The organism is Hephaestia caeni (assembly GCF_003550065.1).
GTDB lineage: Bacteria > Pseudomonadota > Alphaproteobacteria > Sphingomonadales > Sphingomonadaceae > Sphingomonas > Sphingomonas caeni_A.
In genome coordinates, this window is record NZ_QXDC01000002.1 from 940164 (window position 1) to 963623 (window position 23460).

At 60.3% G+C, this 23460-nt stretch carries 23 protein-coding genes; 11 read left to right on the top strand and 12 right to left on the bottom strand.

All coding sequences use genetic code 11. From position 1 onward, the window contains the following. Nucleotides 1–18: 18 nt before the first annotated feature. The 7 genes from DFR49_RS04300 to DFR49_RS22185 form a co-directional block, all read right to left on the bottom strand. Complete coding sequence (locus tag DFR49_RS04300; RefSeq protein WP_119034557.1) at nucleotides 19–747, bottom strand: TonB-dependent receptor; 729 nt, start codon at nucleotides 745–747, stop codon at nucleotides 19–21. Next, entirely contained in the window at nucleotides 747–941 is a 195-nt protein-coding gene (locus DFR49_RS04305) for a hypothetical protein (RefSeq protein WP_119034558.1), read from the bottom strand. The genes DFR49_RS04300 and DFR49_RS04305 overlap by 1 nt, the downstream gene beginning before the upstream one ends. Nucleotide 942: 1 nt before the next feature. Further along, on the bottom strand, nucleotides 943–1353 hold the full coding sequence (locus DFR49_RS04310; protein WP_119034559.1) for an ExbD/TolR family protein: 411 nt from the start codon (nucleotides 1351–1353) through the stop codon (nucleotides 943–945). 22 nt (nucleotides 1354–1375) lie between these two features. Next, the gene (locus DFR49_RS04315; RefSeq protein WP_170150915.1) at nucleotides 1376–3160 is read right to left on the bottom strand and encodes a MotA/TolQ/ExbB proton channel family protein; all 1785 of its coding nucleotides are present in this window, start codon (nucleotides 3158–3160) and stop codon (nucleotides 1376–1378) included. Nucleotides 3161–3533: 373 nt separating this feature from the next. Then, nucleotides 3534–5099: a ShlB/FhaC/HecB family hemolysin secretion/activation protein gene (locus DFR49_RS04320; protein ID WP_245968230.1), complete on the bottom strand. Its 1566-nt coding sequence runs from the start codon at nucleotides 5097–5099 to the stop codon at nucleotides 3534–3536. 205 nt (nucleotides 5100–5304) lie between these two features. Next, nucleotides 5305–6015 carry a helix-turn-helix transcriptional regulator gene (locus tag DFR49_RS04325; RefSeq protein ID WP_170150916.1) on the bottom strand — a complete coding sequence of 237 codons (711 nt, stop codon included), beginning with the start codon at nucleotides 6013–6015 and terminating at the stop codon, nucleotides 5305–5307. A gap of 536 nt (nucleotides 6016–6551) precedes the next feature. Continuing rightward, entirely contained in the window at nucleotides 6552–6767 is a 216-nt protein-coding gene (locus DFR49_RS22185) for a hypothetical protein (protein WP_245968231.1), read from the bottom strand. Between DFR49_RS22185 and DFR49_RS22515 the strand changes: the two genes are divergently transcribed. After that, the gene (locus DFR49_RS22515) at nucleotides 6735–7250 is read left to right on the top strand and encodes a TonB family protein (RefSeq protein WP_425454926.1); all 516 of its coding nucleotides are present in this window, start codon (nucleotides 6735–6737) and stop codon (nucleotides 7248–7250) included. The genes DFR49_RS22185 and DFR49_RS22515 overlap by 33 nt on opposite strands. A 172-nt stretch (nucleotides 7251–7422) precedes the next feature. After that, nucleotides 7423–9855, top strand: a complete 2433-nt coding sequence (locus tag DFR49_RS04335; RefSeq protein WP_147373640.1) for a tetratricopeptide repeat protein — start codon at nucleotides 7423–7425, stop codon at nucleotides 9853–9855. Here DFR49_RS04335 and DFR49_RS04340 read toward each other — a convergent pair. Then, the gene (locus DFR49_RS04340) at nucleotides 9816–10181 is read right to left on the bottom strand and encodes an HU family DNA-binding protein (protein WP_170150918.1); all 366 of its coding nucleotides are present in this window, start codon (nucleotides 10179–10181) and stop codon (nucleotides 9816–9818) included. The genes DFR49_RS04335 and DFR49_RS04340 overlap by 40 nt on opposite strands. Nucleotides 10182–10290: 109 nt before the next feature. Continuing rightward, a complete protein-coding gene (locus DFR49_RS04345) occupies nucleotides 10291–10995 on the bottom strand; it encodes a response regulator transcription factor (RefSeq protein WP_119034566.1) in 705 nt (234 codons plus the stop codon). A 665-nt stretch (nucleotides 10996–11660) separates the two neighbouring features. Here DFR49_RS04345 and DFR49_RS22190 point away from each other — a divergent pair. The 8 genes from DFR49_RS22190 (at nucleotide 11661) to DFR49_RS04380 (ending at nucleotide 19544) form a co-directional block, all read left to right on the top strand. After that, nucleotides 11661–12047 carry an energy transducer TonB gene (locus DFR49_RS22190; RefSeq protein ID WP_245968232.1) on the top strand — a complete coding sequence of 129 codons (387 nt, stop codon included), beginning with the start codon at nucleotides 11661–11663 and terminating at the stop codon, nucleotides 12045–12047. Between the two features lie 49 nt (nucleotides 12048–12096). Further along, entirely contained in the window at nucleotides 12097–12621 is a 525-nt protein-coding gene (locus DFR49_RS04355; RefSeq protein ID WP_119034567.1) for an RNA polymerase sigma factor, read from the top strand. Nucleotides 12622–12683: 62 nt separating this feature from the next. Next, nucleotides 12684–13679 (top strand): FecR family protein, encoded by a 996-nt coding sequence (locus tag DFR49_RS04360; protein WP_119034568.1) that lies wholly within the window; start codon nucleotides 12684–12686, stop codon nucleotides 13677–13679. A gap of 109 nt (nucleotides 13680–13788) precedes the next feature. Continuing rightward, on the top strand, nucleotides 13789–14589 hold the full coding sequence (locus DFR49_RS04365) for a helix-turn-helix transcriptional regulator (protein ID WP_119034569.1): 801 nt from the start codon (nucleotides 13789–13791) through the stop codon (nucleotides 14587–14589). A gap of 301 nt (nucleotides 14590–14890) precedes the next feature. After that, on the top strand, nucleotides 14891–16279 hold the full coding sequence (locus DFR49_RS04370; protein ID WP_119034570.1) for a hypothetical protein: 1389 nt from the start codon (nucleotides 14891–14893) through the stop codon (nucleotides 16277–16279). A gap of 34 nt (nucleotides 16280–16313) precedes the next feature. After that, nucleotides 16314–16538 carry a hypothetical protein gene (locus DFR49_RS04375; protein WP_147373641.1) on the top strand — a complete coding sequence of 75 codons (225 nt, stop codon included), beginning with the start codon at nucleotides 16314–16316 and terminating at the stop codon, nucleotides 16536–16538. 31 nt (nucleotides 16539–16569) lie between these two features. Then, nucleotides 16570–16908 (top strand): hypothetical protein, encoded by a 339-nt coding sequence (locus tag DFR49_RS21845; protein WP_170150919.1) that lies wholly within the window; start codon nucleotides 16570–16572, stop codon nucleotides 16906–16908. Beyond that, nucleotides 16905–19544 (top strand): caspase family protein, encoded by a 2640-nt coding sequence (locus DFR49_RS04380; protein WP_170150920.1) that lies wholly within the window; start codon nucleotides 16905–16907, stop codon nucleotides 19542–19544. The genes DFR49_RS21845 and DFR49_RS04380 overlap by 4 nt, the downstream gene beginning before the upstream one ends. A gap of 90 nt (nucleotides 19545–19634) precedes the next feature. Here DFR49_RS04380 and DFR49_RS04385 read toward each other — a convergent pair whose 3' ends face one another. The 3 genes from DFR49_RS04385 to DFR49_RS04395 form a co-directional block, all read right to left on the bottom strand. Next, nucleotides 19635–20471, bottom strand: coding sequence for a 3-deoxy-manno-octulosonate cytidylyltransferase (locus DFR49_RS04385; protein ID WP_245968233.1), 837 nt, complete (start codon nucleotides 20469–20471; stop codon nucleotides 19635–19637). Then, on the bottom strand, nucleotides 20468–21454 hold the full coding sequence (locus tag DFR49_RS04390; protein ID WP_245968234.1) for an SIS domain-containing protein: 987 nt from the start codon (nucleotides 21452–21454) through the stop codon (nucleotides 20468–20470). The genes DFR49_RS04385 and DFR49_RS04390 overlap by 4 nt, the downstream gene beginning before the upstream one ends. A gap of 161 nt (nucleotides 21455–21615) precedes the next feature. Beyond that, the gene (locus DFR49_RS04395) at nucleotides 21616–22116 is read right to left on the bottom strand and encodes a winged helix DNA-binding protein (RefSeq protein WP_170150921.1); all 501 of its coding nucleotides are present in this window, start codon (nucleotides 22114–22116) and stop codon (nucleotides 21616–21618) included. A 446-nt stretch (nucleotides 22117–22562) separates the two neighbouring features. Here DFR49_RS04395 and DFR49_RS04400 point away from each other — a divergent pair, with 446 nt between their 5' ends. Next, nucleotides 22563–23327 (top strand): prepilin peptidase, encoded by a 765-nt coding sequence (locus tag DFR49_RS04400; protein WP_119034574.1) that lies wholly within the window; start codon nucleotides 22563–22565, stop codon nucleotides 23325–23327. Nucleotides 23328–23460 lie beyond the last annotated feature (133 nt).

The following is a 23460-nucleotide window of genomic DNA, read 5'->3' on the forward strand; positions in this document are numbered from 1 at the left end:
CGGAACCGGGCAGAAAATCTAAAAAGAACTCTTCCGGCCGCGCACCGTGATATTCTGCGGAAACACCATCGACGGCGGCGGCGGATCGAGTCCGCGCATTTGCGAGAGCAAGGCCGTGAGCTTTTCCATGTCGGCATCGCTGCCGCCTCGTGCGCCTTGGAAGCGCACGCCAGTGACACGCCCGTCCGCCGTCACCGTGAGGCTGTAGTCAGCGGAGAAGACGAGACGGCTCATCCGCGGATCGTCCTGGACCCGTTCCTGCAACGCCGACTTCAGATACCGGCCGTAGAGGCCCGCACTCATTCCGCCGCCACCCGCAGGCCCGCAATTGTTGCCGAGACAAGTCCCGGAGCCGCCCGGCTTGCCGATCCCGCCGCCCGTGCCGGAGGCGATATTATAGGCATCCGCACCCGCCTGCGCCGGCGCGTTGATCGAGACCGCCGCAGCCTGCTGCGGTTGCGGCGACACGGGCGCCTCGGCTGGCGTCGGCTGCGGCTGCTCGGTAGGCTCGGGCGGCTTTTCCTGTGGCTCGGGCGGAGGAGGCGGTGGCGGCGGCGGCGGTGGAAGCAGGTCCACCTGCTGTTGCGAAGGCGCCGCAACCGTGATCCCGACGCCGCTCGCCGTCATCTGGGTGTAGATAAACCAGACAAGCGCCGCGAGCAGAAGACCGCCCAGCACCCACGGCATGGCCGCCTTGACCGGGTTCGTCCGTTCCACCTCGAAAGGGTCGAACATTTGCGTGGCCATCAGGCGCACTCCCCGGCCAGCAGGATCGACGCCTCGCGTTCCGCGTCGACACCCGCGAGCAGCAGACGCGCGCCCTGAACGTCACTACCCCAACCGCAAAGATCAAGACCGAGCGCCTGCGCACGTACCAGAAGCTCCCGCCCCGCACCGGGGCGGCCATCCCCGCACAAGATTGTCGAGGGACGCTCGCTCATCTCAGCCACCCGTCGCCGGCTTGCCGGTCACCAGGCCGACCTTGTTGAGATCGAGCTGGCGCAGAAGGTCCAGCACCTCCGTCACCTTGCCATACTGCGCGGCCTGATCGCCCTTGAGTACGATCGGCACGTTCGGATTGCTCGCCTTGGCGTTGCGCAGCCGAACCTCGAGATCCGAGATCGTCACCGGATAGGCATCCATGAAGATCTGCCCGTCGTTCGAAACCGTGATCGCGATCGTCTCGGGCTGTGCCAGGCTGACCGCCGAACTCGCCTTCGGCAGATCAACCTTGATCCCGGCTACCTGCGCGGTCGCCATCAAAATGAAGATGACGAGCAGCACATAAGCAAGATCGAGCATCGGCGTGACGTTGATCTCGTTATAGACCTTGCGGCGGCCATCGACCTGCATGTCGCGTCTCCCCTCGCTTCTCTCAAGCCGCCTTGCGCGGAGCAGGTGACACAGGCGGCGTCGCCTGGCTCTCCTGCATCTCGGCAAGCCGCGTGATCAGCCGGTCGGCGAACACCCGCATGTCATCCGACAGCGTCTGGATCCCGCTGGCGAGCCAGTTGTTCGCGAACAGCGACGGTATAGCCGCAAGCAGGCCTGCCACGGTCGCCATCAGCGCCGCGGCGATGCCAGGCGCGATCGCGTTCACGTTGACGTCGCCCGCCCGCGCCACGCCGGCGAAAGTGTTCATGACGCCGATGACCGTGCCGAACAATCCGATGAACGGGCCGCCCGAGATCGCGATCGACAGGATCACCATCCACTTGTCGAGCTTCTGGTTCTCACGGACCACGACCGCGTCGACCGCCGAGCGCATCGCCTCGACCGAGGCGCCCGAGAGCGGCACCAGGCCGCGCTCGGCCCGGCGCACACCCAGTTCGTCGATCCCCATCTCGAAAATTCGCGCCAGCGGAGACTTCGCAAGCACCGCCTGCTCGGCCGCACCGATGTCCTTGTTGTCCTTGAGGCTGGCAAGCTGCTCGTGCATCGCGACATAGCGGCGCGAAAATGCCCGGTCGCCCTTCTGCGCCGCGCCGATATAGCGCGCCTTCCAAACGGTGACCCCCATCGACAGCGCCAACAGCACCAGACACAGACCGATCACAAACTGGTCGATCGTCTCGACTTTGCTCAGCACGTAGAAGAAGTTGCCGCCACCCTCGCTTGGATGCTCGGCGGTGTCCGCAACCTTGACGAGCTTGCCCGCCGGACCTTCGGAGTCCGCGACAAGCGCGATCATCGCCGCCGGGCGCGCCGTCTTGGCAAGGCGCACCACGTCGAGCTCACCGAAATAGGGCCGGCCCGGCGCGCCGCCGAGCGTCAGCGGCCCGCCAAGCGCGGGCAGCGCGCCCGGCTGCGATGCCGCCTCGACCCGATTCACGTAAAGCCGCAGATTCTGCCCGTCGGCGACAAAACCGACCAGCGCCCATTCGCCCGCGCCGATACGCTCGCTCGCTTGCACGCGCTGATCGCCGACCAGCGCATAGGGAACCCCGTTCGAAATCCCGATCACCAGCGCCCCGAGGCTCGCGATCACCTGCTCGCCGTCCTGCCGGTCCTGCTTGACCTGGGCGAGGAACGAAAACGGCCCGCCAGCCGGGATCGTGAGCGAAGCACTCGCCGGAATCACGATCTCGCCCGATCCCTCAAACCGCGCAGAGCGCGCGACGATGCCATTCTCGTTGACCGAAGGCGCGCCATTGCTGCCGTTGTTGGCATTGGCGGTCAGATCCCTGACTGGCTGACCCGCATTCTCGCCGAAATGATAGGCCGCGATCGTGTCGGGATCGAACGTGCCTTGGACATCGGAACCGGCCGGCGCGCTCCTGTTGCCGTAGTAAAGCCAGATCTGGCGCTTCTCGCCGCCGTTCACATTGGGAACGGAGACCCAGATCGCCGCCAGCCCATTCTGCGCGTCGAAGCGCTCGATATGAAAAGGCAGCGGTGTCTTGCCGTCGCTGTCGACGACGCGCAAATCCGCGCCGTTCTCGAGCGAATCCGTGAATGTGAAGTTGCCCGAATGCAGCCGGACCAGCACCACCGAACGTCCCACCGTTCCTGCGACATTGGAACCCGATGGCGAGGTGTCGACAGTGACCGAGCGGCGAAAGGACCACTCCTCGTTCCACCAGCCGCTGCTCTCCTGGGCGAGCGCGGGTGTCGCCAACGCGCACAGCGCGATGAGCCATGTCAATATCAGTCGAACCACGTTGCCACCCCTGCTTCCTGTGCATTTGCTGCCCGCACGCGAGCGTTGATCCATTGCGCGCGACGCGCCCCCTGTTTGCTGTTGACGACAGCAAACGACCGGCCTTCCGCCGAACCTGCCTGCATTTCGTTCCCGATCCCGCGCATCAAGCGAGCCATGTGGCCGGCGCTGGAGCGATTCCGGGGATTCCCGAAGCAGCGGCTGAGGGAGCTTGCCTGCTTGCTCCGAGAATCCCGGCCGGTGTTCTGGCCACGAGCGCCCATCCTGGTCGGAGAAGGGCGATCACCGGAATACGACCCGAGGGGCTCTCGGGCTCCGACCAACGCGAACGACCAAATCGCACCGCCGATTGGACGAACTGAGGCGCGCGCCATCAGAACTGCCCCCTGACGGTAAAGCTATAGCGCGGATCGCCTTTGTCCGATGTCGGCCCTGCCCGAAGCGGCACGCCAACCAGAACCTCGCCAGTTAACAGGTTCAACATGTCAAAACGAAGTCCGCCACCAACACTGATCATCCGAAAATCATCTGTCTGACCAATCGTCGGAGCCCGCACCCGCGCATAGCCCGCGTCGCTAAATGCGAAGAACCGCATCTCGTCGAGGAACTTGCCGAGTGATGGGCCCAGGTTCGGCGTGCGCAGCTCGATCGAGGACACGAAGCCGTCGTCGCCAACCGCTTCGGACACATAATATCCCCGCAGGTTCGACATACCGCCCAACGAGAACTGCTCATTGGTCACAAGGCTGGAATCGGCGAGCTGACCCGCAAAGCGCAGCGCAACCTGCCAATCCTTTGGCAGGTTGCGCATGTAGTTTAGGTCGAGATTTAGGTGAACGAAGTTCTCGCTGGCGCTGACGGCGCGCCCCGTGAACTGATCACCTGGTATGCCGATCTGGCCGCCACCGAAATCGCAGGTCGGAACGCCCTCCGGAATCACCGGAAAGGGAGATTCGAAGCAGACATTCCGCTTGATGACACGCAGGCCACCCGTCACGCCGAGCGTCAGCCCGTAAGTCTCCGTCTCGCTGCCGCCGCTGAGGGTATATTCCGCAACCAGGGGGACATAGCGAATCAGCGTGGGCGTCAGCTGCTCTTGCTCGAACGTCAGCTGTTCCCTGAATGATTTGAAGTCCGGACCAAAGCTGATCTGCTGGAAAGTGTTCTTACTCGGGAGTCGGTAAGTCGCACGCAACCCAATTTGATATCCATTGCCAAGCACATTGGTGCCGCCAAGCGCCGCAACATTGCTATTCGACCGGTAGCCATAGAGCAGGAACGACCAAGGCGTTCCGATCAGCGGTGCATTATAGGAAGCCGATATGACCGCAGTCTGATCGGGATCCTGCGGCGCGATGGACCCCGTCACCGATAGCGTATGTCCCTGCCCCCATAAATTTGTGTATCGCAGCGTGCCGCTTGCTCGCAGTGGCTTGGTATTAGGGCTATTATCGTTGTTGAGCTCGACATTCCCATGGAATGGCGCGCTGTCTTCGACCTTCAACTCGACGTCGACTGTCCCGGGAACAGAGCCTGCACGAAAGCGAGGCGTGATGGTCCGGTCTGGAAAGCGGTTGGCCTCGGTAACATCACGCTGCAATGCTGCGATATCGATCGGCTGCCCCGCGACCAGCGAGGGAACGTCGCCGCGTACGCTCTCATCCGAATGATGCTTGGCATCAACGACACGGACCTCACCGAGAGGCACTTCGTGCACCGCCAGTTGGACAATGCCCTGAGCAAAGCGATCGCTAGGCTGGATCGGGATCTCGACCTCGACCGCTTCATAGCCGCGGGCCGCATACGCGGCCTGTAGCGCCTTCTGCGCGGCCGTCACATCTTCCTCAGACCGACCAGGACCAAGGAAGGGATAGATGATGCGCTCGATCTCAGCATTAGACAGCTTCGTCGAGCCCACCACGTCGATCGCGGCGATCATGAACCTGCCCGAAGCCCGAACCGGTTCGGCATCATCGGAAGGCGCCTCTTGCTCAACTGCTGGGACACTCTGCGCCCATGCGTTCGGTGCATAAGCTCCAACGACCAAGGCGGTCGCCACGCTCAACCCGGAAAGTCGCACGCAATCGAGCCTTGGGACGCGCCGTGATGCGGTCGCAAGCATACGAGAATTCAAACTTTGCATATCAGAGCCGGATCAGACCGGAGCCGACCGCAATAGCGACGGCGTTGATCCGATTGGTGGCGCCAAGCTTTCGCGTCGCTCGAGCAAAATAAAGCTCAACAGTTCGCGCGGCAATGCCGAGGCTCGCTGCTGTTTCAACCAGCGTCGCACCTGCTGCAGCGTGGCGCAGGCAACTTATCTCGCGGTCCGTCAACAGACCGGAATATCCAGGACGCAACGGCAGCAGCTCCTTCGCCTTGCAGTGAAAATCGATGGCGAGCGCGATCATCTGATGCGAACGCGACCCAAGCATGACTGCGAGCTGATTCTCGATGGCGCCGAAAAAACTGATGTAGGCTGGACCCGAAAGATAATCGTGTATCGGAATGGCGACCCCCGCCTTAACGCCGCGAAGCCGCTCGACGCTCAACCACCCTCTTTGCCGATCCGGTCGGGAAAGATCATCTTCCGCCGACCACAGGAATGGCGTGAACGCATGAACGATCTTCGGGAGCGCCGGATCACCCGCCCTCCAGGCGTCCAACCCACTGCCCAACGTTGAGAGAAACCGGAGCGGTTGAGCTTCGGCCTTAGCCGTACCTTGCACGCGATGGCCAATATGGACGTAACGGCCACCGTCGAACCCCATCTCAGAGGCGAAGCGGGCTAACCAGTCACCAAGATTTTCCGCCGAGGCGCAATCCTCGATCGGGCCTATAGCCATGACGGACATGCCCCCCCCAACAAGACACGCCGCCCACGAAGCATCGAGGACGCACGACCCATGGTAAAACTGGCGCTGAAGCGCACCGCCCGCTAACATCGCATTGCCCCCTTAGAGCTCCTGTCAATTTGGACACGGCGAACGCGGGATTCTGGCAAAAGATATTTTTCTACTTTGCTCCGGTTAGATGTCATAAAACTGCAATATTCAGTTGTCTTATTCGTTCTAATACTAAGTGATATACTTTTCACGCGGCAATTCATGCATCGCAAATGGCAGAACGATAGTCCAAATGATATTGGGAATAGTGTCTACAAAAAAATATCTTCACGATGCGAGCGCCGATTGAGCGGTAATGTTTTCGGACAAGTGATTCGAGCTCGGCTTGCCGATCACTGGCAACAGGTTTGACTTGTATTGAACATAGGAACTCCGACAGCGGGAGAAGCGGATGTATGCCACCAGACCGCGCTCATTCCGCAGACCACCCTCGGGACCCGCCTCGTCAACTCATACAGCGTGTCCTATTCTGGCAGTACATGTTCCTATTTCGTTCCCTTCGGCATCCGGCTGCCATGCTTATGCTCTGGATTGGCGCCATCCTTCTCGCCAGCCAGACTGATGCCCTTGCCCAGGCCGATGGCACCGACGAAACGATCCCATTCGACATCCCCGAGCAGCCGCTTCCCAACGCTCTTGCACAATACTTCCGCGTAACGGGTGTCCAGCTGCTCTATGACAGCGAGCTCGCTGCGGGACACCGATCCACACGCGTCAGCGGGACGTATACGCCGCGCGATGCCTTGCGCCGCCTCCTCAGCGGAACAGGCCTCATTGTCCGCTACAGCCGCACCGATGCGGCGATCATCACAAGACCGGGGGCAATCGAACAACCTCCGCTCGTACCCCTTGGACGCGTGGTCGTTCGAGAGCGAATCGCCCCACCACGCTTCTTGTCAGTCGAGAGGCTGACCTATTATGCTCAACTCGAGTCCGAACTACATGCTCATCTCGTGTCAAGCGAGCGAACTGGACGACTCGCATTCAGCGTCCTCGTTCACTTGCAGGTGTCCAGCGACGGCCGATTGAGCGATGTAGCTATCCGCCGCAGCAGCGGCAATCGGAAGACTGACGCTCTTGTTGCCGAAGCGCTCCTACGAGCAACTGTGTCCCCTCCCCCAGACGGCCTCGTACAACCGCTCGCTGTGGCGCTGCGAGGGGCCAGACGCGCCGACCAACGGTAATGAACAGCAGCTGCGGAGGGAGACGAGATCATCCCTCCACTATTGGCTGCAGCGAAATTGTGATCCTCTTTGCCGGTGCCGGCTCCCCCACGTGTCCCAATAACGAGGGGCGCGCTGTATCCCTTCAGGCACACCGGACAGGCGGAGGAGTACCGTGGAGCAAGCTCGAGCGATGAACCTGATCGCGCAAGGGACAAGCTTGTTGGCACAAGGTCGTATTGTCGACGCTCTACGAGCATTTGACGAGGCCATTGCCGCCGACCCCGAGAACGCAGAGGCGTTCGCGCACCGCGGCGATGCACTAACCGATCTCGGCCAGCCGGATCTGTCGATCGCGAGCTACGATAGAGCGATCGAGCTCGCACCGCGCCGCCCCGAATTTCATGACTACCGCGGCATCGCATGCGCCCGCCTGGGGCATCTGGATGAGGCACTTGCAAGCCTCGATCGCGCCCTCGCCATCGATCCGGCCAATCTGAATGCCATGAACAATCGAGCTAATGTGCTCAAGCTGATGAAACGCCCGCAGGAAGCCCTGGAACAGATCGACCAAGTGCTCTCAAAAATGCCAGAATTCGCCGCAGCGCATAATAATCGGGGAAACATGCTGATCGAACTCGAACGCTATGAAGAAGCGATTGTGAGTTTCGATCGCGCGATCGAGTTGGCACCTGACCAAAGCGACGTGACAGCAAATCGTCTGATCGCAGTCATTCGCTCGGGTTCCACAGAAGAGGTTGCAAAGGCCTGCCTCGAAATTCTCGCGACCCAGCCCGACCACATCACCGCCTTACTGACCTTCGCGGAAATTCTCAACAACCAAGGCCGGGGCAGCGATGCCATTGAATATTTCACACGCGTTCTGAAAAGTCAGCCAGATCATATCGATGCGTTGTTCGAACTTGGCCTCGTTCTAGCCGCTCAGAGACGCTTTGACGACGCAATTCATTGCTTTCAACGCGTCCTGACATTGGACAATAAAAATGTTCACGCTCTTATTAATCTAGGCGCAGCATTTGCCGAGATTAGGAAACCTAGCGAAGCCTTTGCATGTTATGATCGAGCAATCGTGCTCGAACCGACAATATCGACGGGTTACTATAACCGTGGATGGCTTCTATGGGAGCTACGCGAGTTTGAACAAGCAATTGAAAATATTGAACAAGCGCTTAGCCTTAATAGAGAAGAGCCGCAGGCACTTGAGACTTGTTTAAATCTGACACTTCAACTCGGAAGATGGGAAAAATTTCCAACCTATTTGGCCGAACTTACGCAGCGTATTGAGACCCGATCCGGGCTGGTGCCACCATTTCCAATCGCAACCTCAACCGATGATCCAGCCCTTCAAAAGAAGTGCGCCGCGAACTACGCCGCAATCTTTCCAATCGCCGAAAATGAGTTCGGCCGCCCCTTAACGCCGCACAGCGAGCGCATCCGGGTCGGATATTTCTCGACCGATTTCTACGAGCACGCCACATTGTATCTCCTGCTGGAGGCTCTGGAAGCCCATGATAGGGATAGGTTCGAATTTGTCGGCTTCTCATTCGGTCGAACCACCAATGATGCCTGGCACCAACGCGCGCAGACGGCCTTCGAACACTTCATTGACATCCGGGGAATGACTGACGGCGAAGCCTTCCAACTCGCTCGCAAATGGAACCTCGACATCGCCGTAGATCTGAAAGGGTATACCGCCGGCTTCCGCTGCAACCTCTTTGCGAACCGTGTTGCCCCCGTGCAGGTCAATTACCTTGGCTATCCAGGTACGATGGGGGCCAAATGGATGGACTATCTGATCGCCGATCACACGCTCATTCCAGAACCGAGCCAGCAATTTTACTCCGAGAAAATTGTATACCTTCCGGGCAGCTACCAGCCGAATTCTCGGCCCTCTGAGATCCCCAGGCGGACTACACGCCATGATCACGGCCTACCCGACAACCGGTTTGTCTATAGTTGCTTCAACAACTTCTACAAAACGTCGCCTGAAACATTCTCTGTCTGGATGAGAATTCTCGCCAAGAACGAAGATAGCGTCTTATGGCTCTGGGTCGACAACGAGACCGCCCGCCAAAACCTTCGGCAAGAAGCAGCACGGCGTGGCGTCAACAGTGAGCGACTCATATTCGCTTCTCGCGCTGGCCACAGTGAGCACCTCGAGCGAATCCGCCACGCGGACCTCTTCCTCGACACACTGCCCTGCAACGCGCACACGACTGCGAGCGACGCCTTGCGAATGGGGCTTCCTCTGCTAACGTGCCCCGGCCGTTCCTTTGCCGCAAGGGTTGCCGCAAGCCTCCTGACGGCGCTGAACCTAACCGAACTGATCGCGCACGATTTGGAAGAATATGAGCAGAAAGCCGTCTCGCTCGCCAAGAACCCCGCGGGCATGGCCACCCTGAAGGCAAAGCTAGAATACCAGATAGAGCACAGTTCGCTCTTTGATCCGGTGGACGCGGCTCGTAAACTCGAAGCAGCCTTCGCGCGCATGCACGAGCGGCATCAAAATGGCCTGCCGCCCGATCACATCTATCTCTCTGAGCCCCCTAGCCCCCTGCCGCCGAACTACGGTACCAAGCCAATATCGGCGACGATACGGCGGTAGCCGATCTGGAAATCAGTGCTGCGGAGATCGCAGCGCGTGGGCACTTCGCCGATCCCATTTAGACGCTCCTTCAGAGTGCTCGCGGATCGAAAGGTCAGCCTGCGCGAACCCTGAAAGTGCGTCCACTCGCCTGTTCGAGGATGACAGCCTTGCCTCGGCGCCACGGACGCGACCTTAAACTTCCCGAATCGATTGATCGCGACATTCTCGCCAGTGACCGCCGCACGTTCGATGATGGCAAATACCGCCTCGACCGCCCTATAGGCTTCAGCCCTCGTCAGATAGCTACGCGCTGCAACGCGCTCGACGAACTCATTGGTGTTCATGGCCTCAAGCTCTTTTTTCCACGTCAGGAAAGGTTTCGAACGAGGCGCCCGCATCACCCGGAGGCGTGCGGCACCTCCAAGAAAGCTGTTCCTTACGCCCGCGTAACGCTCACGCTACCGGCTCGAGCCGGTCTCCTCCCGGAGGGTCACAGCGGAACAACCCCCTGCTCGCCGCAATAGCGACGGCGTTCACCTTGCTCGTCGCCCCGAGCTTGTCGAAAATATTGCGCAAGTGGAACTCCACCGTGCGCCCGGCAATGTTAAGCTCCCGCGCGGTCGCCACCACTGTCATGCCCTCAGCGGCCAAGCGCAGACACTCCATTTCGCGCGATGTCGGTGCTGCACTACGGCCCGCCCGAATCGCGCCGAGCGCCGCTACATGAACATCCGTTGCCGCCCAGGAAAGCGAAGGACCATGTTCGCTTACCACCCGCCGTGCTGCGTCAATCCCAGTACCGATCAGGGCAACAAGCCCTGGCCCATTCACATGATCCTGAACCGGCACGGCGATCCCCACATGCTCGGTCTCGGGGCGCCGGGAAAAGCGAACCTCACTGCTCGACCAAGCGAAGGGGCGATGCGCGACCAGCGCCTGCATCACCAGGGTACTGCCGGCAATGAGATCGACATACTGCCGTCGCGCAATCGGTGTAGACGCGATCGACCGGACCACACCGCCGCGCGCGTGGCCGAAATGCAGATAGACGCCACTGTACAGGCCATACGAGTCAGCCAATTTGAGTAGCGATACTCCAATGGCGGCTTCCTCTTCAGGCAGGCCGCTACGGCGTTCGAAGGGAAGGATGACCGCCATGATGCTTGCTCAGCCAACATCGAAGAGGACGAAAGCACGTCCCGATTCGCCCGCGGGCAGCCAACTTCCTTTCACGGAAAGACAGTGCGGGGACCACGGCAACTCGGCGATCCTCCAATCGCGCAACAAGAACCGACTGAAATTTTGGGCATCCAATGCAGGCATCGAAGAATCGCCTTTGTCACGCATGACTATCGACGACTCATTAACCTAGGGGCGTCACGCATCCGCTCGGGGAATCCCTAGCGGGATTCCGATGCTCCTGATGCATGTCACAAAGCAGACTAACAGAGTGGTATAGATAGCGACTAAACCGACTCTCTTTTATGTGAGTGCCCATGTCCAATCCGAGCCGAATCGATATCATGGGCCTCACGGCCTCGTGTTTCGGGCACGTCGCTGTCGTCGGAGGCTTGATCTGGGCCAGCTCAAACACGACGCCCGCGTCCAAACCATCCCCTGAACCCAAAACCGTGATGGTCATTGACCTCGTTCCCTTGGACGGCATGGGCGACTCGGATCGATCTTCGAACCGACCCCGCGCAGGCGAGCCGGCTGCACAGTCCGGAATAGAGAAGACAAAGGCGCTCGCCGCTGCAGCTTCAGTCGGCCCTTCTATGAACACGGTGGCAGAGGCTGCCCCGTCAGCCAACGAGTCCGCAGCAATGGCATCGGAAGATGGCGGGGGGCTGGCCGCAGCGACCACAGCCGCCGATCTCGACGAGTACCAACGCCGTCTATACGAGGTGGTCGCCCGGCACAGCCGTTATCCGAGCGAAGCAAAGCGGCTCCGTCTGGCCGGCGTTACCTATCTCGCCTTCCGTCTCGATCGCCGCGGCAAAGTCCTCGAAAGCTGGGTGCAACGAAGCTCGGGCTCCGAGATGCTCGACAATGCTGCTCTGGCCGCCCTCGACCGTGCCCAGCCTCTTCCGCCGATTCCTCCGTCCCTTCCCGCACGCATGGATTTTGTAATCGAAATCGACTCGTCGCTACTGCAAGTTGCATTGCTAGGCGCCAATCAGAGGATGCAACCATCTTCCGCCCTACCTTAATCAGGCCCGACGAGCTCACCGCGTGACTGGCACCCCGCGCGAGGTCCTCATGGCCTTGCTGATCTCAGCATATCCCGATCTGAAACGACGACTCGCTGGTCGCCTCGGCTCGGTCGATCTCGCCCAGGAAGCTCTCCACGACACCTACATGCGGCTTCGCCGCACCGAGATCGCCGACGAGGTCCGCAACCCGAAATCCTACCTCATGTCGATGGCGCTAAACATCGCAAGCAATAGCGCGCGCGCCGAAAGGAAACATCTCTCGGCGGCCGAAGTTACTCTCATGATCGATCTCCCGGACGATGCGCCCGATCCGCTTCGACACGCCGAAGCAAGATCGGAACTTGCCGCCGTCGAACGAGCATTGCAGAAGCTTCCGCCGCGCCGTCGTGCCATTATGAAACGCGTCTGGATCGAAGGCGCAACATACAAGGAACTCGCGTTGGAATACACCGTATCTGAGCGCACGATCCGTCACGAAGTGCTCCTGGCGACGCGGCATCTGCACGAGGCGACGGAAGTTTTTTCAGTGGAAGCGTTGCAAGATCAGCTGTCCCAAGTGTCATCTAAGTAGAGGAGCGCAAGCATGTCACGATGTGCGGCGCTCATGTCCGAGCTATTGGCTGGCCTGTTAGGATGAGCGGAACGACGAGATGGACCGATGCTGAGCTGGCGCGCCTCCGACTGGAGGGGCTCGACCATCTCAATCGTCTTCTGTCGGGTGACGCCACGCAGAAGGACGCGGCCGAAATCGCCGCATGGCGCGACCAAAGCCCTGCCCATGAGGCGGCCTTCCACTCAGCCCTGAAGCTTCGCCGCCTTGTCCGCATCGCCGAAGGCGTCGAGGAACCACAGAGCATCGAAACCGCCGACAATGTCGTTGATTTCGCGCAGGCCCGAAGTGGCCGCCTGTCAAGGCGCGCGTTCATAGGCGGCGCTGTTGCCGCCTCCGTCGCCGGCGGCGTTCTGATCGTCGGGCGATCCATGGACATGGTTCCGTCGATTGCGGAACTCAATGCGAAATACCGCACGGGCACCGGCGAACGCCTTGTCGTTCGTCTGGAGGACGGGGCTACCGTCGCGCTCAATACGCGCACTGCCATCAATCTGCGTAGTGACCTGCCGATGCCTGCCGTCGAGCTGATCAGTGGCGAAGCCGTACTGACCAGTGGCCAATCCGGCAGCGCTGCCCTGGTCGCCGGCAAAGGCACCAGCATAGGCAAAAGTGGGCAGTTCAGCGCCCGCCACACTCCGCAGGAAACTTGCATCACCTGTCTCTCTGGAGAGGTTCAGGTCCATTGGTCGGGCGAACGGCGCCAGCTTCTCGCTTCCGAGGAAGTGCGGTACAATGACGACGGCATTGGCGCCGTCACCGCCCAGGTCAATACGGCCATCCTTACCGCATGGCAGTCCGGAACGCTGATCTTCCAGAACATGCCGATGCGTCAGGTCATCGACGAGATCAATCGCTACCGCCCGGGCCGGATCGTCCTCACCAACAGCGCACTTGGCACGCGCCGGCTCAGCGGAACCTATCATATCGACCGGCTCGACGACTTCTTCAGCCAGGCGGAACTGGCCGTCGGTGCGACAATCACCCGCTTGCCAGGTCGAGTGGTGATCTTGAGCTGAGAACAGAATATTGCAGTTATGTTACATTGAGTCTTTGAAATGTAACAACTTTTTCTTGCCAGAATGCCGCCTCCAAGTGTCCCTTAGAAGAGGAACTATTGGGGGTTTCATGTTTGCCCACAAGCCGGCCAAGGAGCAGGATACCGGGAGCGCTGAAACCAGCGCCTTTTTGTTGCGCCCCACAGCCGGCCACCACCCGGATATCCTCAAGACCATAAAGAGCTGCCGAACCACGTCGGACCTGCGAGACTGCCTCTTGGCCTATGCCCGACTCCTAGGCTTCTACGGTGCCCGCTATGTCCATATAGGAATCGTTTGCACAGCCTCCTCCGGAACGAACTCGCAACAGCCAATCCGCTTCTTCACGACCTCGCCGCACGACACGCCGGATGCCGATGACTGGCTCGCCCGAGATCCGTGTGCGGTCCAGGCACGAACAGCCTTCGCCCCCTTTGCCTATTCGACGCGAACCTTGACCGGCATCGACCCGATCCAGCGCATCTGGCTCGAGAATGAGCGAATGCGCGGCGTCGCCGCCGGTATTGCCCTGCCCGTCCAGGACAGTGCGCATGGACCAGCCTACATTAGCATGTTCGGAAACGATGAGGCTGGTTCACGAAACCTCGTCGAGCTCTACGCACCGGAACTGGCATTCACCGCGGCTCATTTTCACGCCAAAGCAAAGCAGCTCGTATCGGTTGCAGACTGGGTGCCCCGGCTGTCGAAGCGCGAGATCCAATGCCTCCGCCTGGCCGCCGTGGGCAAGACCATCGCGCAAAGCGGGAAAGACCTCGGCATTTCGGAGAGGACAGTCGAGTATCACTTGCGCAACGCGTCAGACAAGCTGGGCGCACCCTCGAAACTTCGCGCCGTCGTGCTCGCGCTCGCACAAGGGCTTGCCGAATTCTGACGTGGCGCCTGCCCGATACCTACCGGCCCGTCTCTGCGCCGACGATGCTTCCTATCAATACTAACCAAGTCCAGCAGCACTATTCGAGTAAGCGAAAGCGACCGATGGTCGGCCTATCTGTCGCGACCCGTCACTCGTTTACGCATTTCCATACGTCGCCAATTAGACGGATACTCATTGATAACAGGGAGTTTTAATGGAGAACGATAGAACTGAACCATATCGGCACCAATTTTTTTCTAGGCATCCGCCGAATATCGGTTCAGCTTCGCTGCTCCATTGATTTGAAGGGGGCAATGAGATGGGGGCGATTCAAGGATTCGCGCGGCTGAAGTCGCTTGCGCTTTTCTGCCTGGCCAGCCTTTCGCTGGCGGGTTGCGCTAATTTCAACAGCATTCACCGCGTCGACAGGCTTCCAAGTGGAAGCAAGGACGAGGCCGATGCAATCGTCATCATGGTCGACGCCAAACAGCGACATCTCCTAGCCATGCCGGAACAGGATCCGGGCAGGCCGACGAGTTGGCGCATGTGCGCTGAAGCCGCGCCTGACGTGTTTAGTGCGTTTGCGACAAGTGCGGGTGCCAAAGGCGACAAGTCCGGCGGGGCACTGAGTATCGCATCCACCGAGACAGCCGGTACAATCGAGCGAACGCAAACGATCAATATGATCCGCGAAGCCTTCTATCGGACCTGCGAACGGTATGCGTCGGGAGCAATCAGCAGGGCACAGTTTGTCGTTCAGGCGGCGCGGGATCAAAAATCGATGATCGCGTTCTTGGCGATCGAGCAACTGACCGGCGCGGTGCGCCCAAAATCCACCGTCCTGTCTCCAGCTGCGACCGCCGCCAGCATCCTTTCAGGAGAAAAAGCCGCCAAGCTGCTGACCGACTACATCCAGCGACTTGAGACGGCCAAGGCGGAACAGGCAGCCGCCAAGAAGGCGGTAACGGACTCCGAAAAGGATGGGGCCTGCTCCACCGGAGACAACGCCAACGAAGCACAATGCACGGCACTCAAGGCCACGTTGGCGAGCAAAGACGAAGCTGTGGCCAGCGCGCAAAAGGGTCTGGATGATGTGGTTGCCTTGGCCAAAGATCTGGTAACGGCAACGACGGCCAGCACCTCGGCTGGAAGCAATTTCCAAGGCGGCGGCGTCACACAGGCGGACATTAACGCGACAAATCTGGCGACGGTTTCCTCTGCGGTTGAGCGTATCGTGCAATGGTCCGACCTCAACGAACCGCTGATGTTCTGCCTCGGCTATTTGAGCGATCCCAGCGCCTCGGCGTTTGCCAACGAACCTCAAATACTGCGGACTTGTCTCGCCTTGCTTCTCGAAAAGCAACGCGCGGATCAGCAGCTCCAGGGGCTCGCTGCGCTCAGGATCGACGACCTCCAAACCTTCCTACAAGGCGCCACGCAGGCCAGTTTCTATCGTGGCTTCAAACACGAACTGCTGAAGCGGATCAACAGTGTCCCCGAAAACGAGTTCTCCAGCCGACTCCAGGCATTCGAGGCCGCATTGGGAACCACCTTTCGACTGGCGATGGTTTGCAACACCAAAGCGGCGTGTGTTGCCTTCCTCGCCGACGAGAACAATGACCCCTATCGAAGCGATGTGGACAGCAAATTCGGTGTCCCGAACGGACAGCAACAATTGGAAGCCGCTCTAGCCAAATGGACCGACTAGTGCCCCCTGGGGCCCGGCACGCAGGAGACATAGTATGGGTATTACACGGGTCATGGCATTTGTTGATCCGGGCCAGGCCGATCAACATGCGGGAAGCTATGTTGCAGACGGGTACAAGGTTATCCGTATCGACAAGCCCGACATCATCGAACTGATGAAGCCAGGCAGCCAGTCCCAATATTGGTACAGCAACGAACATGGCGCTGACGCCGACTATATCCTGCTGATCGCCACCAAAGACAATATTTCCATCAGTTGAGCTGCCCAGCAGCAGTGTAGAGGAGGGCAAAATGACCATCGACGGCAGTTGGGCGATCTTCGGTGTCGGGTGCGCGGGCGGTGCTCTCGCGGAACTCTTCCACTGGTGGAATCTCCGCCAGGAGGCGCAGTTTCCGGAGTACGTCAAAAGCGCATTCTACTGGGGCATCACCGCCGCGATGATCCTCACAGGTGGACTGATTTCCTGGCTGTATTTCGGCGAACATGCCGAGGGAATGCTGGCGCTGCACGTGGGGCTGTCAGCGCCACTGATTTTGCAGAAGTTGGTGACGAGCGTTCCGGAGAAGGGCGGCGCGAAGAATGTAGTCCTCAACCCGGCCCCGACAGTTCGCCGTTTCTTCACCTGGTGATCGAAACCGGCGCCCTCGTCGTCGGCATCGGCAACTACGCTTATCCGCGTCAGGACCAGTTTCCGCCTCTCGCCTTCGCGACCACGGATGCGGATGCCGTCGCGCGATACCTACAGACCTGCTGGCCCACAGAGGACCGTGCCCGCATCGTCCGGATTGACGAACAGAACGCCACCATCGCCGGGATCGGGCGTGGCTTTACCGAGCTTCAGAAATCGGGACCGTTCGAGCTGCTGTTCGTATTCCTGTCGGGACACGGGCTCGTCGACGGCGAACTCGCCGGCTTCCTGTGCCAGCCTGAGGCCGACCAAAGCAGCTATCAGCTTCTGGCGCCCACCGCCCTCGATGCGCTGCTGACGGCAACGCCGGCGAAGCGAACTGTAGTCATCCTCGATTGTTGCTTTGCAGAGGGCATCGTTGGCCGGATGGAGTTCTTTTCCCGCCTCGGCACCGACATGGCGCGTCTGTATATGGCTTCTTCACGCGAGACGCAGCGGACATGGGAGGATGAAGGCGCCCAGCATGGTGTTTTCACCGCACATCTGCTCGATCTCCTGAACACCGGCAGTTCCACGAAATTGGGCGGCGTACGGGACGTCCTCGACGTCGACGGGGAACTGTTCCCGGTAATCTGCGACCAGGTCCCACTCTATGTCTTCACGACCAAAGGTCAGATTCAGGAGCCTGTGAAGGGTGGCGTCTCATCCGCCACCGTAACCTTGCCTGTTGGGCGCACGGCCCGACGGCTGAACGAACAGACCGCCCTCGGCACCGCCCTACGACGTGTCCGGCAGATCGGCCTGGGGGTGGCTGCCGGGATCGGCGCGCTGCTCTGTTTCTCGTACACAATGCTCTACTATGTTGAGCCCGATGCAAGTGGGTCGCTGACGGTGCACCGCGGCACGCGCTGGCTGGAACCCGTCTTTCGCTTTCTTCCAGACGTGCGAGTAGATACTGGCATCAACGTCCGGGACCTTTCGGCCAATCCGGCGGCTTCGCGACCCCTGGAAGGCGGATACACGACAGGCGTCTGGACGCATCTCACCGCGGATGGATACCGCTCTTGGTACGAAACCGTAGCAGCGGGCCTGGAGCCAAGCGCCGCCGCGCGTTACGAGGTGCTCCTCGGCACACGAGGCTCGGCCGCGAGCAACGTCTTGAACGAATTCTCGCTGCCCTCCGACATAGCAGCTGCGGCATGGTCCGCGATGGCACGGTCCCAGCCGATCGAGCTCGACGCGATCCTCAAGCACCTGCCGGTCGATTTTGAGGAGCCTCTGCTCACACCGTTCAATCCGGACAAGCTCGATTTCAACGTGCTCGACCGATCGGTCGGCGACATGGAGGCTTTCGCAAGCGCACTGGACTATTCAGCCGCGATCGATCCCGTTCGCACGATGCCGGTGTATCTGCGATTCGCTAAGGCGACCCAAGAATGGCTCGCTCACAACACCGACGCACAACGTGGCCGCGACGCGCGAGCCACAGTGCGCAATGCAGTGGCCGGCGTGCTCGCCGTCATTGTTCGCGCAAGGAAGGATCGCGGTATGCCCGCCCTGGACTCCGGTTCGACCGCAACGATCAAGGCGCTGTCAGCGATGGGCTATTCAAACATTCTGGATAGCGCCGTCGGGCAAATCCCCGATCCCGCTGCCGCCTCGGCGGCCGCCGCGCATGCGCTTGAAAGCTTCAGAGGCGACCCATTCGATACCGATCAGGAGCGTGCGCTACGCGCGATCATGACAAGCCTCGACGGCTCTCGAACGGCGCAATCGATGACCGACCAAGTCTATGCGCGCTTCGCACAGGCCGGCAATTCGATGAACCCTTATCTCTCGCGGTACCTGATCGCAGCCGGGGATACAAAGTCCCTTTCGCCCACGATCGTTGCGCGGCTGCTCGGCCAGACACGAATGGCCGCCGTAAAGCCCGAACGCGACTTCATGGATTCCGAACTTGCACGCATCCTGGCGCACGGAATGCGCCAAGTGCCGACAAAAGACCGGGCTGTTGTCTATCGGCTGATCGACCTGGTCGCACGCGACACCACACCCAAATCAACCTCGACCGCCGAGATGTATGCCGCGCTCGGCAAACACAGGCTCGACCCCCCAGGAATGCTGGCTAAGGTGGAGGCCCAGGCACGAAAAGCCCCACCCTACTCGCCACATGACCCGGCGGACCCGGGCACAGGACTTCCAGGCATGTCGGTCGTGGTCGGCTATGGGCCGTGGGTGGCTGCTCTTGCCCTTTACGGACAGAGCCGGGAGCTGCCGGCACACGACATCGAGATTCTACGCGATCACCTGCGCGATCCCGCGCTTCGAGACCTGATTATTCCAGCGCTGGCAGCGCAAGAGAAGACGATCGTCCGCGGCGATCCGGTAGAGCAATGGGTGCGCGAGCTCCGCTCGGTTCCCCAGGACTCGATGCAGCGACAGATACGCGAAAGCATCTTCACGGCGCGGCTCGCCGCTCTCGATCGCGGTGCGTTCGAGGGTGCCATTCGGACGCTGCGCGCGGCTCGCATAAGGGAAGCGGAACCCGAGGTGCGCATCGCGATCGGCACGGTAATAGCCGACGCACAATTTTGGCGCGTGCGAACGCCGGCGGCGGGGCAAGCGCTGTTTCAGTAGGGGGTACCGCGTGAGAAGCCGATCGGTTCCGCATTTCATCGCGCGACTGATCAAGACCTGCCAGCGAAGTGTCCGCATCCCGAATGCAGATCAGTCGATGTGACGCTCCGTCAATGCCGCCTCGACCGCGACCACATCCGAAGGGCTGTTGACTTCCCAAATTCCGCCGGGCGGCGCCCCGACCTCGACCATCCGGACCGGGATACCCGCGTCGAGGAACCGAAGCTGCTCAAGTCCCTCCGCCTGCTCGAATTCCGACGGCTCTAGATCACGATATGCCAACAGGGTCTCGCGACGGTAACCATACACCTCTAGATGCAGATAAACTGGCGGGCGATCCATGCGAGCCCCGACATGTGGAATTACCCGCTTGGAGAAATACAGCGCATTCAGCCTTCGGTCGAACACGACCGACGTCATGCGAAATCGACCCACCCTTTCGTCGGTCCGCAGGCAGTCAGCCTCGACCGACGAGCTCCGTACCATAACCGTCCCAACGCCGATGGTTGGATCCTCTCGCATCGTTTCGATCAGTGCATCGACCGCCAATGGCGGCGTAAGCGGAGCATCGCCCTGAAAATTGATAATGAGATCCGCTTTGAGCCCGGCCGCAACCACCGCCGCGCAGCATCGTTCGGTGCCGTTGAGGCAATCGGTGGGCGTGAGCACCACCGATGCCCCGAACCGGGCCGCGGCTTCCTGGATTCGCACATCATCGGTTGCGATCCAAACTTCTCCCGCACCGCTTACCAAGCACGCCGTCTCCCAACTCCTTTGCAGGAGACTCTTGGCGCTGCCCTCTGCGCCTCTCAGTTCCACGAGGGGCTTGCCCGGGAATCGCGTTGACCCGTATCGCGCCGGTATGATGATCGCCACGTCGGCATCCCGACCACCATGTTCGGTGCCGCCCACGACCCGAAGCATCATCCGATCCCGAGGCGCAGGAGATCGTGGATATGGACCAACCCACGCACTTGCCGGGCGATATTGTCTCCTAAAACGAACAAGGACGTGATCTGGGACTGTGACATTGTTGCCAGTGCCTCCCGCGCGTTGGCACCGCACCGAAGTGTGCGCGGCCGCGATGTCATGATCGCCTCAGGAGTCACACGCGATAGTTGCCCTGCGTTCCGACGAATGTCTCCATCAGTAACGACCCCGAGCAAACAGCCATCGTCAGAGACGATACCCATCACGCCGAACCCTTTGCTGCCTATCACATCCAGAGCGGCCTCCATCGACGCACCTGAAGGGAGCAGAGGCAACGCATCGTCTCGATGCATGAAATCATCGACCAACAAAAGATCGAGCCCGCAACCACCGCCGGGACCGCGGCGGTAAAGATCGCCCGCAGTCATGCCTCTGATCCGGACGAGGGCCATCGCGAGAGCATCCACAAGCGCACCCATCATTGTCATGGATGTCGTCAATGTACTTCCAAAGGGGCAGACTTCCGGCTGCGCCGGCAGAAGAAGGACGACGTCCACTTCCCGCGCCACAAGCGATGCGCGATTTGATGTGATGGCGATCACGGGGATCGATAGCGCCTTTGCCCATCGAATGATCAACCCGCACTCGCGAGCCTCGCCGGATTTCGACAGCAACAGCAACGTATCGCCCGCCATCATGAGACCGACGCCTCCATGAAGCGCCTCGGCAGCATTGAGGGAGCAGGCCGGTGTTCCTGTCGCGACGAAAGTAGCAACCAGCTTCGTACCGATACTCGCGGATCGGCCAACACCGCAAACAAGCAGCCTACCCTTTGTGTTCTGGACCAGCTCGACTGCAGCAACAAACTCCGCATCGAGAGAGGCGAGGAGCCTGAGTGCCTCAGCCTCCGTCGCGATCGCCTGACGACCCATCTCGAGGATGGTCGACGAGTCAGCTCCCAACACGCGACTCAGAGACATGATCGCACGCTCCTTGCGCTCGGCCAGGGAGCGATGAACACCCTGTAACTGATTCAAACTAATCGACGAGGCCCGCCTGCTCTCCTAGGGGAATCCGCAGTCACCACGATTTCTTCACGATAGAACAAAATCCTTGCGGCGGCGCCCAAACTGCCCCCGCGTCACGCCGCGGCGCGCACCAGATGCTGCCTGGCAACGGAAAGCCAACCCATCATCGCCTCGGCGGCAGAGTCGGAAAGTTCGACGTAAACGCGTCGTCGATCGCCGGCATCGGGTCTACGCACGAGGATGCCCTTTTCCGTCAACGTCTTGACCCAACGCAACGCGGTCGTTGCCGGAACGCGACCAGCCGCGCATAGACTCGATATCGAGACCTTCGTCCGGCGCAGCCGCGCCTCCATCAGGTCCAGCATCATATCCCACGCCGGATCTGCGAAGAGCGTTTCCTCGAAGAAGTTGCTCCGCAAACTTCGCATACGCATTATCACCTGGACCCCGGCCGCAAGCGTGGCCGCGTCGTCCTCCGCTCCCACACTGCTCACCTCGCCCCCCATTGCGGGTTCGGAAGCATCCGCCGCGGCCATCTCCAGGTGCAGACCTTCGTCCCAGAGATAAACATCCCTATCCGAAGGTCCATCAACCAGAACTCGATCCCGTTTCACACAAGGCGCGTCCAGTGTTCCCGACACATGCGCGAAACCCTGCCTGCACTCCCCTGTGCCCGGGTCACACAATCGCACTCCCTCGACAGCACTGCCATCACCAGCCGAACTCGAACAGCAAAAGCCAAGCCCAGCGACTGAGTCGCTGGCATCCGCCCTTGATGCCGATAGCAGGAACGGGGCGGCTTGCCGCGCAGCTAGCGGCTTCCCCATCATCGGCGCCGTAACGACAATGATGCCCGTTTCGCTCTTGCACATAGGCAGTCCCCGCTCCCACTGTGGCCCACGCCACGCTCAACCTGAAAGCAAGCCCATACATTGGGCCGCGTCAACCGGAACAAGACAAGATCGACCAATCCATGAAACTTGGCGACTATCTGTCACTGTCCTGAAATATATCGAAACCCCAATACCAGAGAAATAATACGATTCTACGAGCCGCGCCCATGATCAACCCATCACCTGACATCATATGGGCCGCGACGCTCGGAATTCTCGGAGCGTTGATAGGCAGTTTCATCTCTACAGCAATCGTCCGCTGGCGAACAGATAGTCCAATCATTCTGGACCGATCACGATGCGACAGCTGCGCACGCAACCTCAAACCATTCGAGCTCGTTCCAATATTAAGTGCCGCAGCGTTCCAATTTCGCTGCCGAACATGCCATGCGCGAATCAAATCCATCCATCCATTGATAGAAACAGCAGCCTGTCTGATCGGCCTGCTTGCCGGCATAGCCGCGCCAGGCACCCAAGCGATCGGAGGCGCCTTGTTTGGATGGCAACTTCTCGCGCTAGCCGCCCTCGACATTCGTCACTTCCTTCTGCCCAATGCTCTGACCGCTGGCCTTGCGGCCACCGGCTTCGCCGCGAGCTTGGCTGGCCTGGGCCCGACGCCCACCGATAGCCTGCTGGGTGGTCTCGCCGGCTTTGGATCGTTGTGGTCGGTTAGAAAAGCCTATCGCCTGATGCGCGGCCGAGAGGGACTAGGCGGAGGAGATCCAAAACTGTTCGGCGGCATCGGCTTTTGGCTGGGCTGGTACGCCCTTCCCTATGTCTTGCTCAGCTCAAGCGTACTGGGTCTGGCCATCGCCGCTATTCGCCTTTGGCGGGATCCAAACTTCGCAACCGACCGACCCATCCCGTTCGGGGCCTATTTGGCTCTCGGCGCCTTCCCGGCCTGGCTTACAATCGCAGCCGCCGGAAACTAGCCGCCTGCGGAGTTATCCAGACACGCCTTCCTAACTTTCCGCGAGCCGCTTCAAGCAACACGACCGGCAAGACCATTTTTCTTTGCCAATATCAGGCCGGGCCTGTGTCCTACCTAAAGGGGAGCATGGCCGC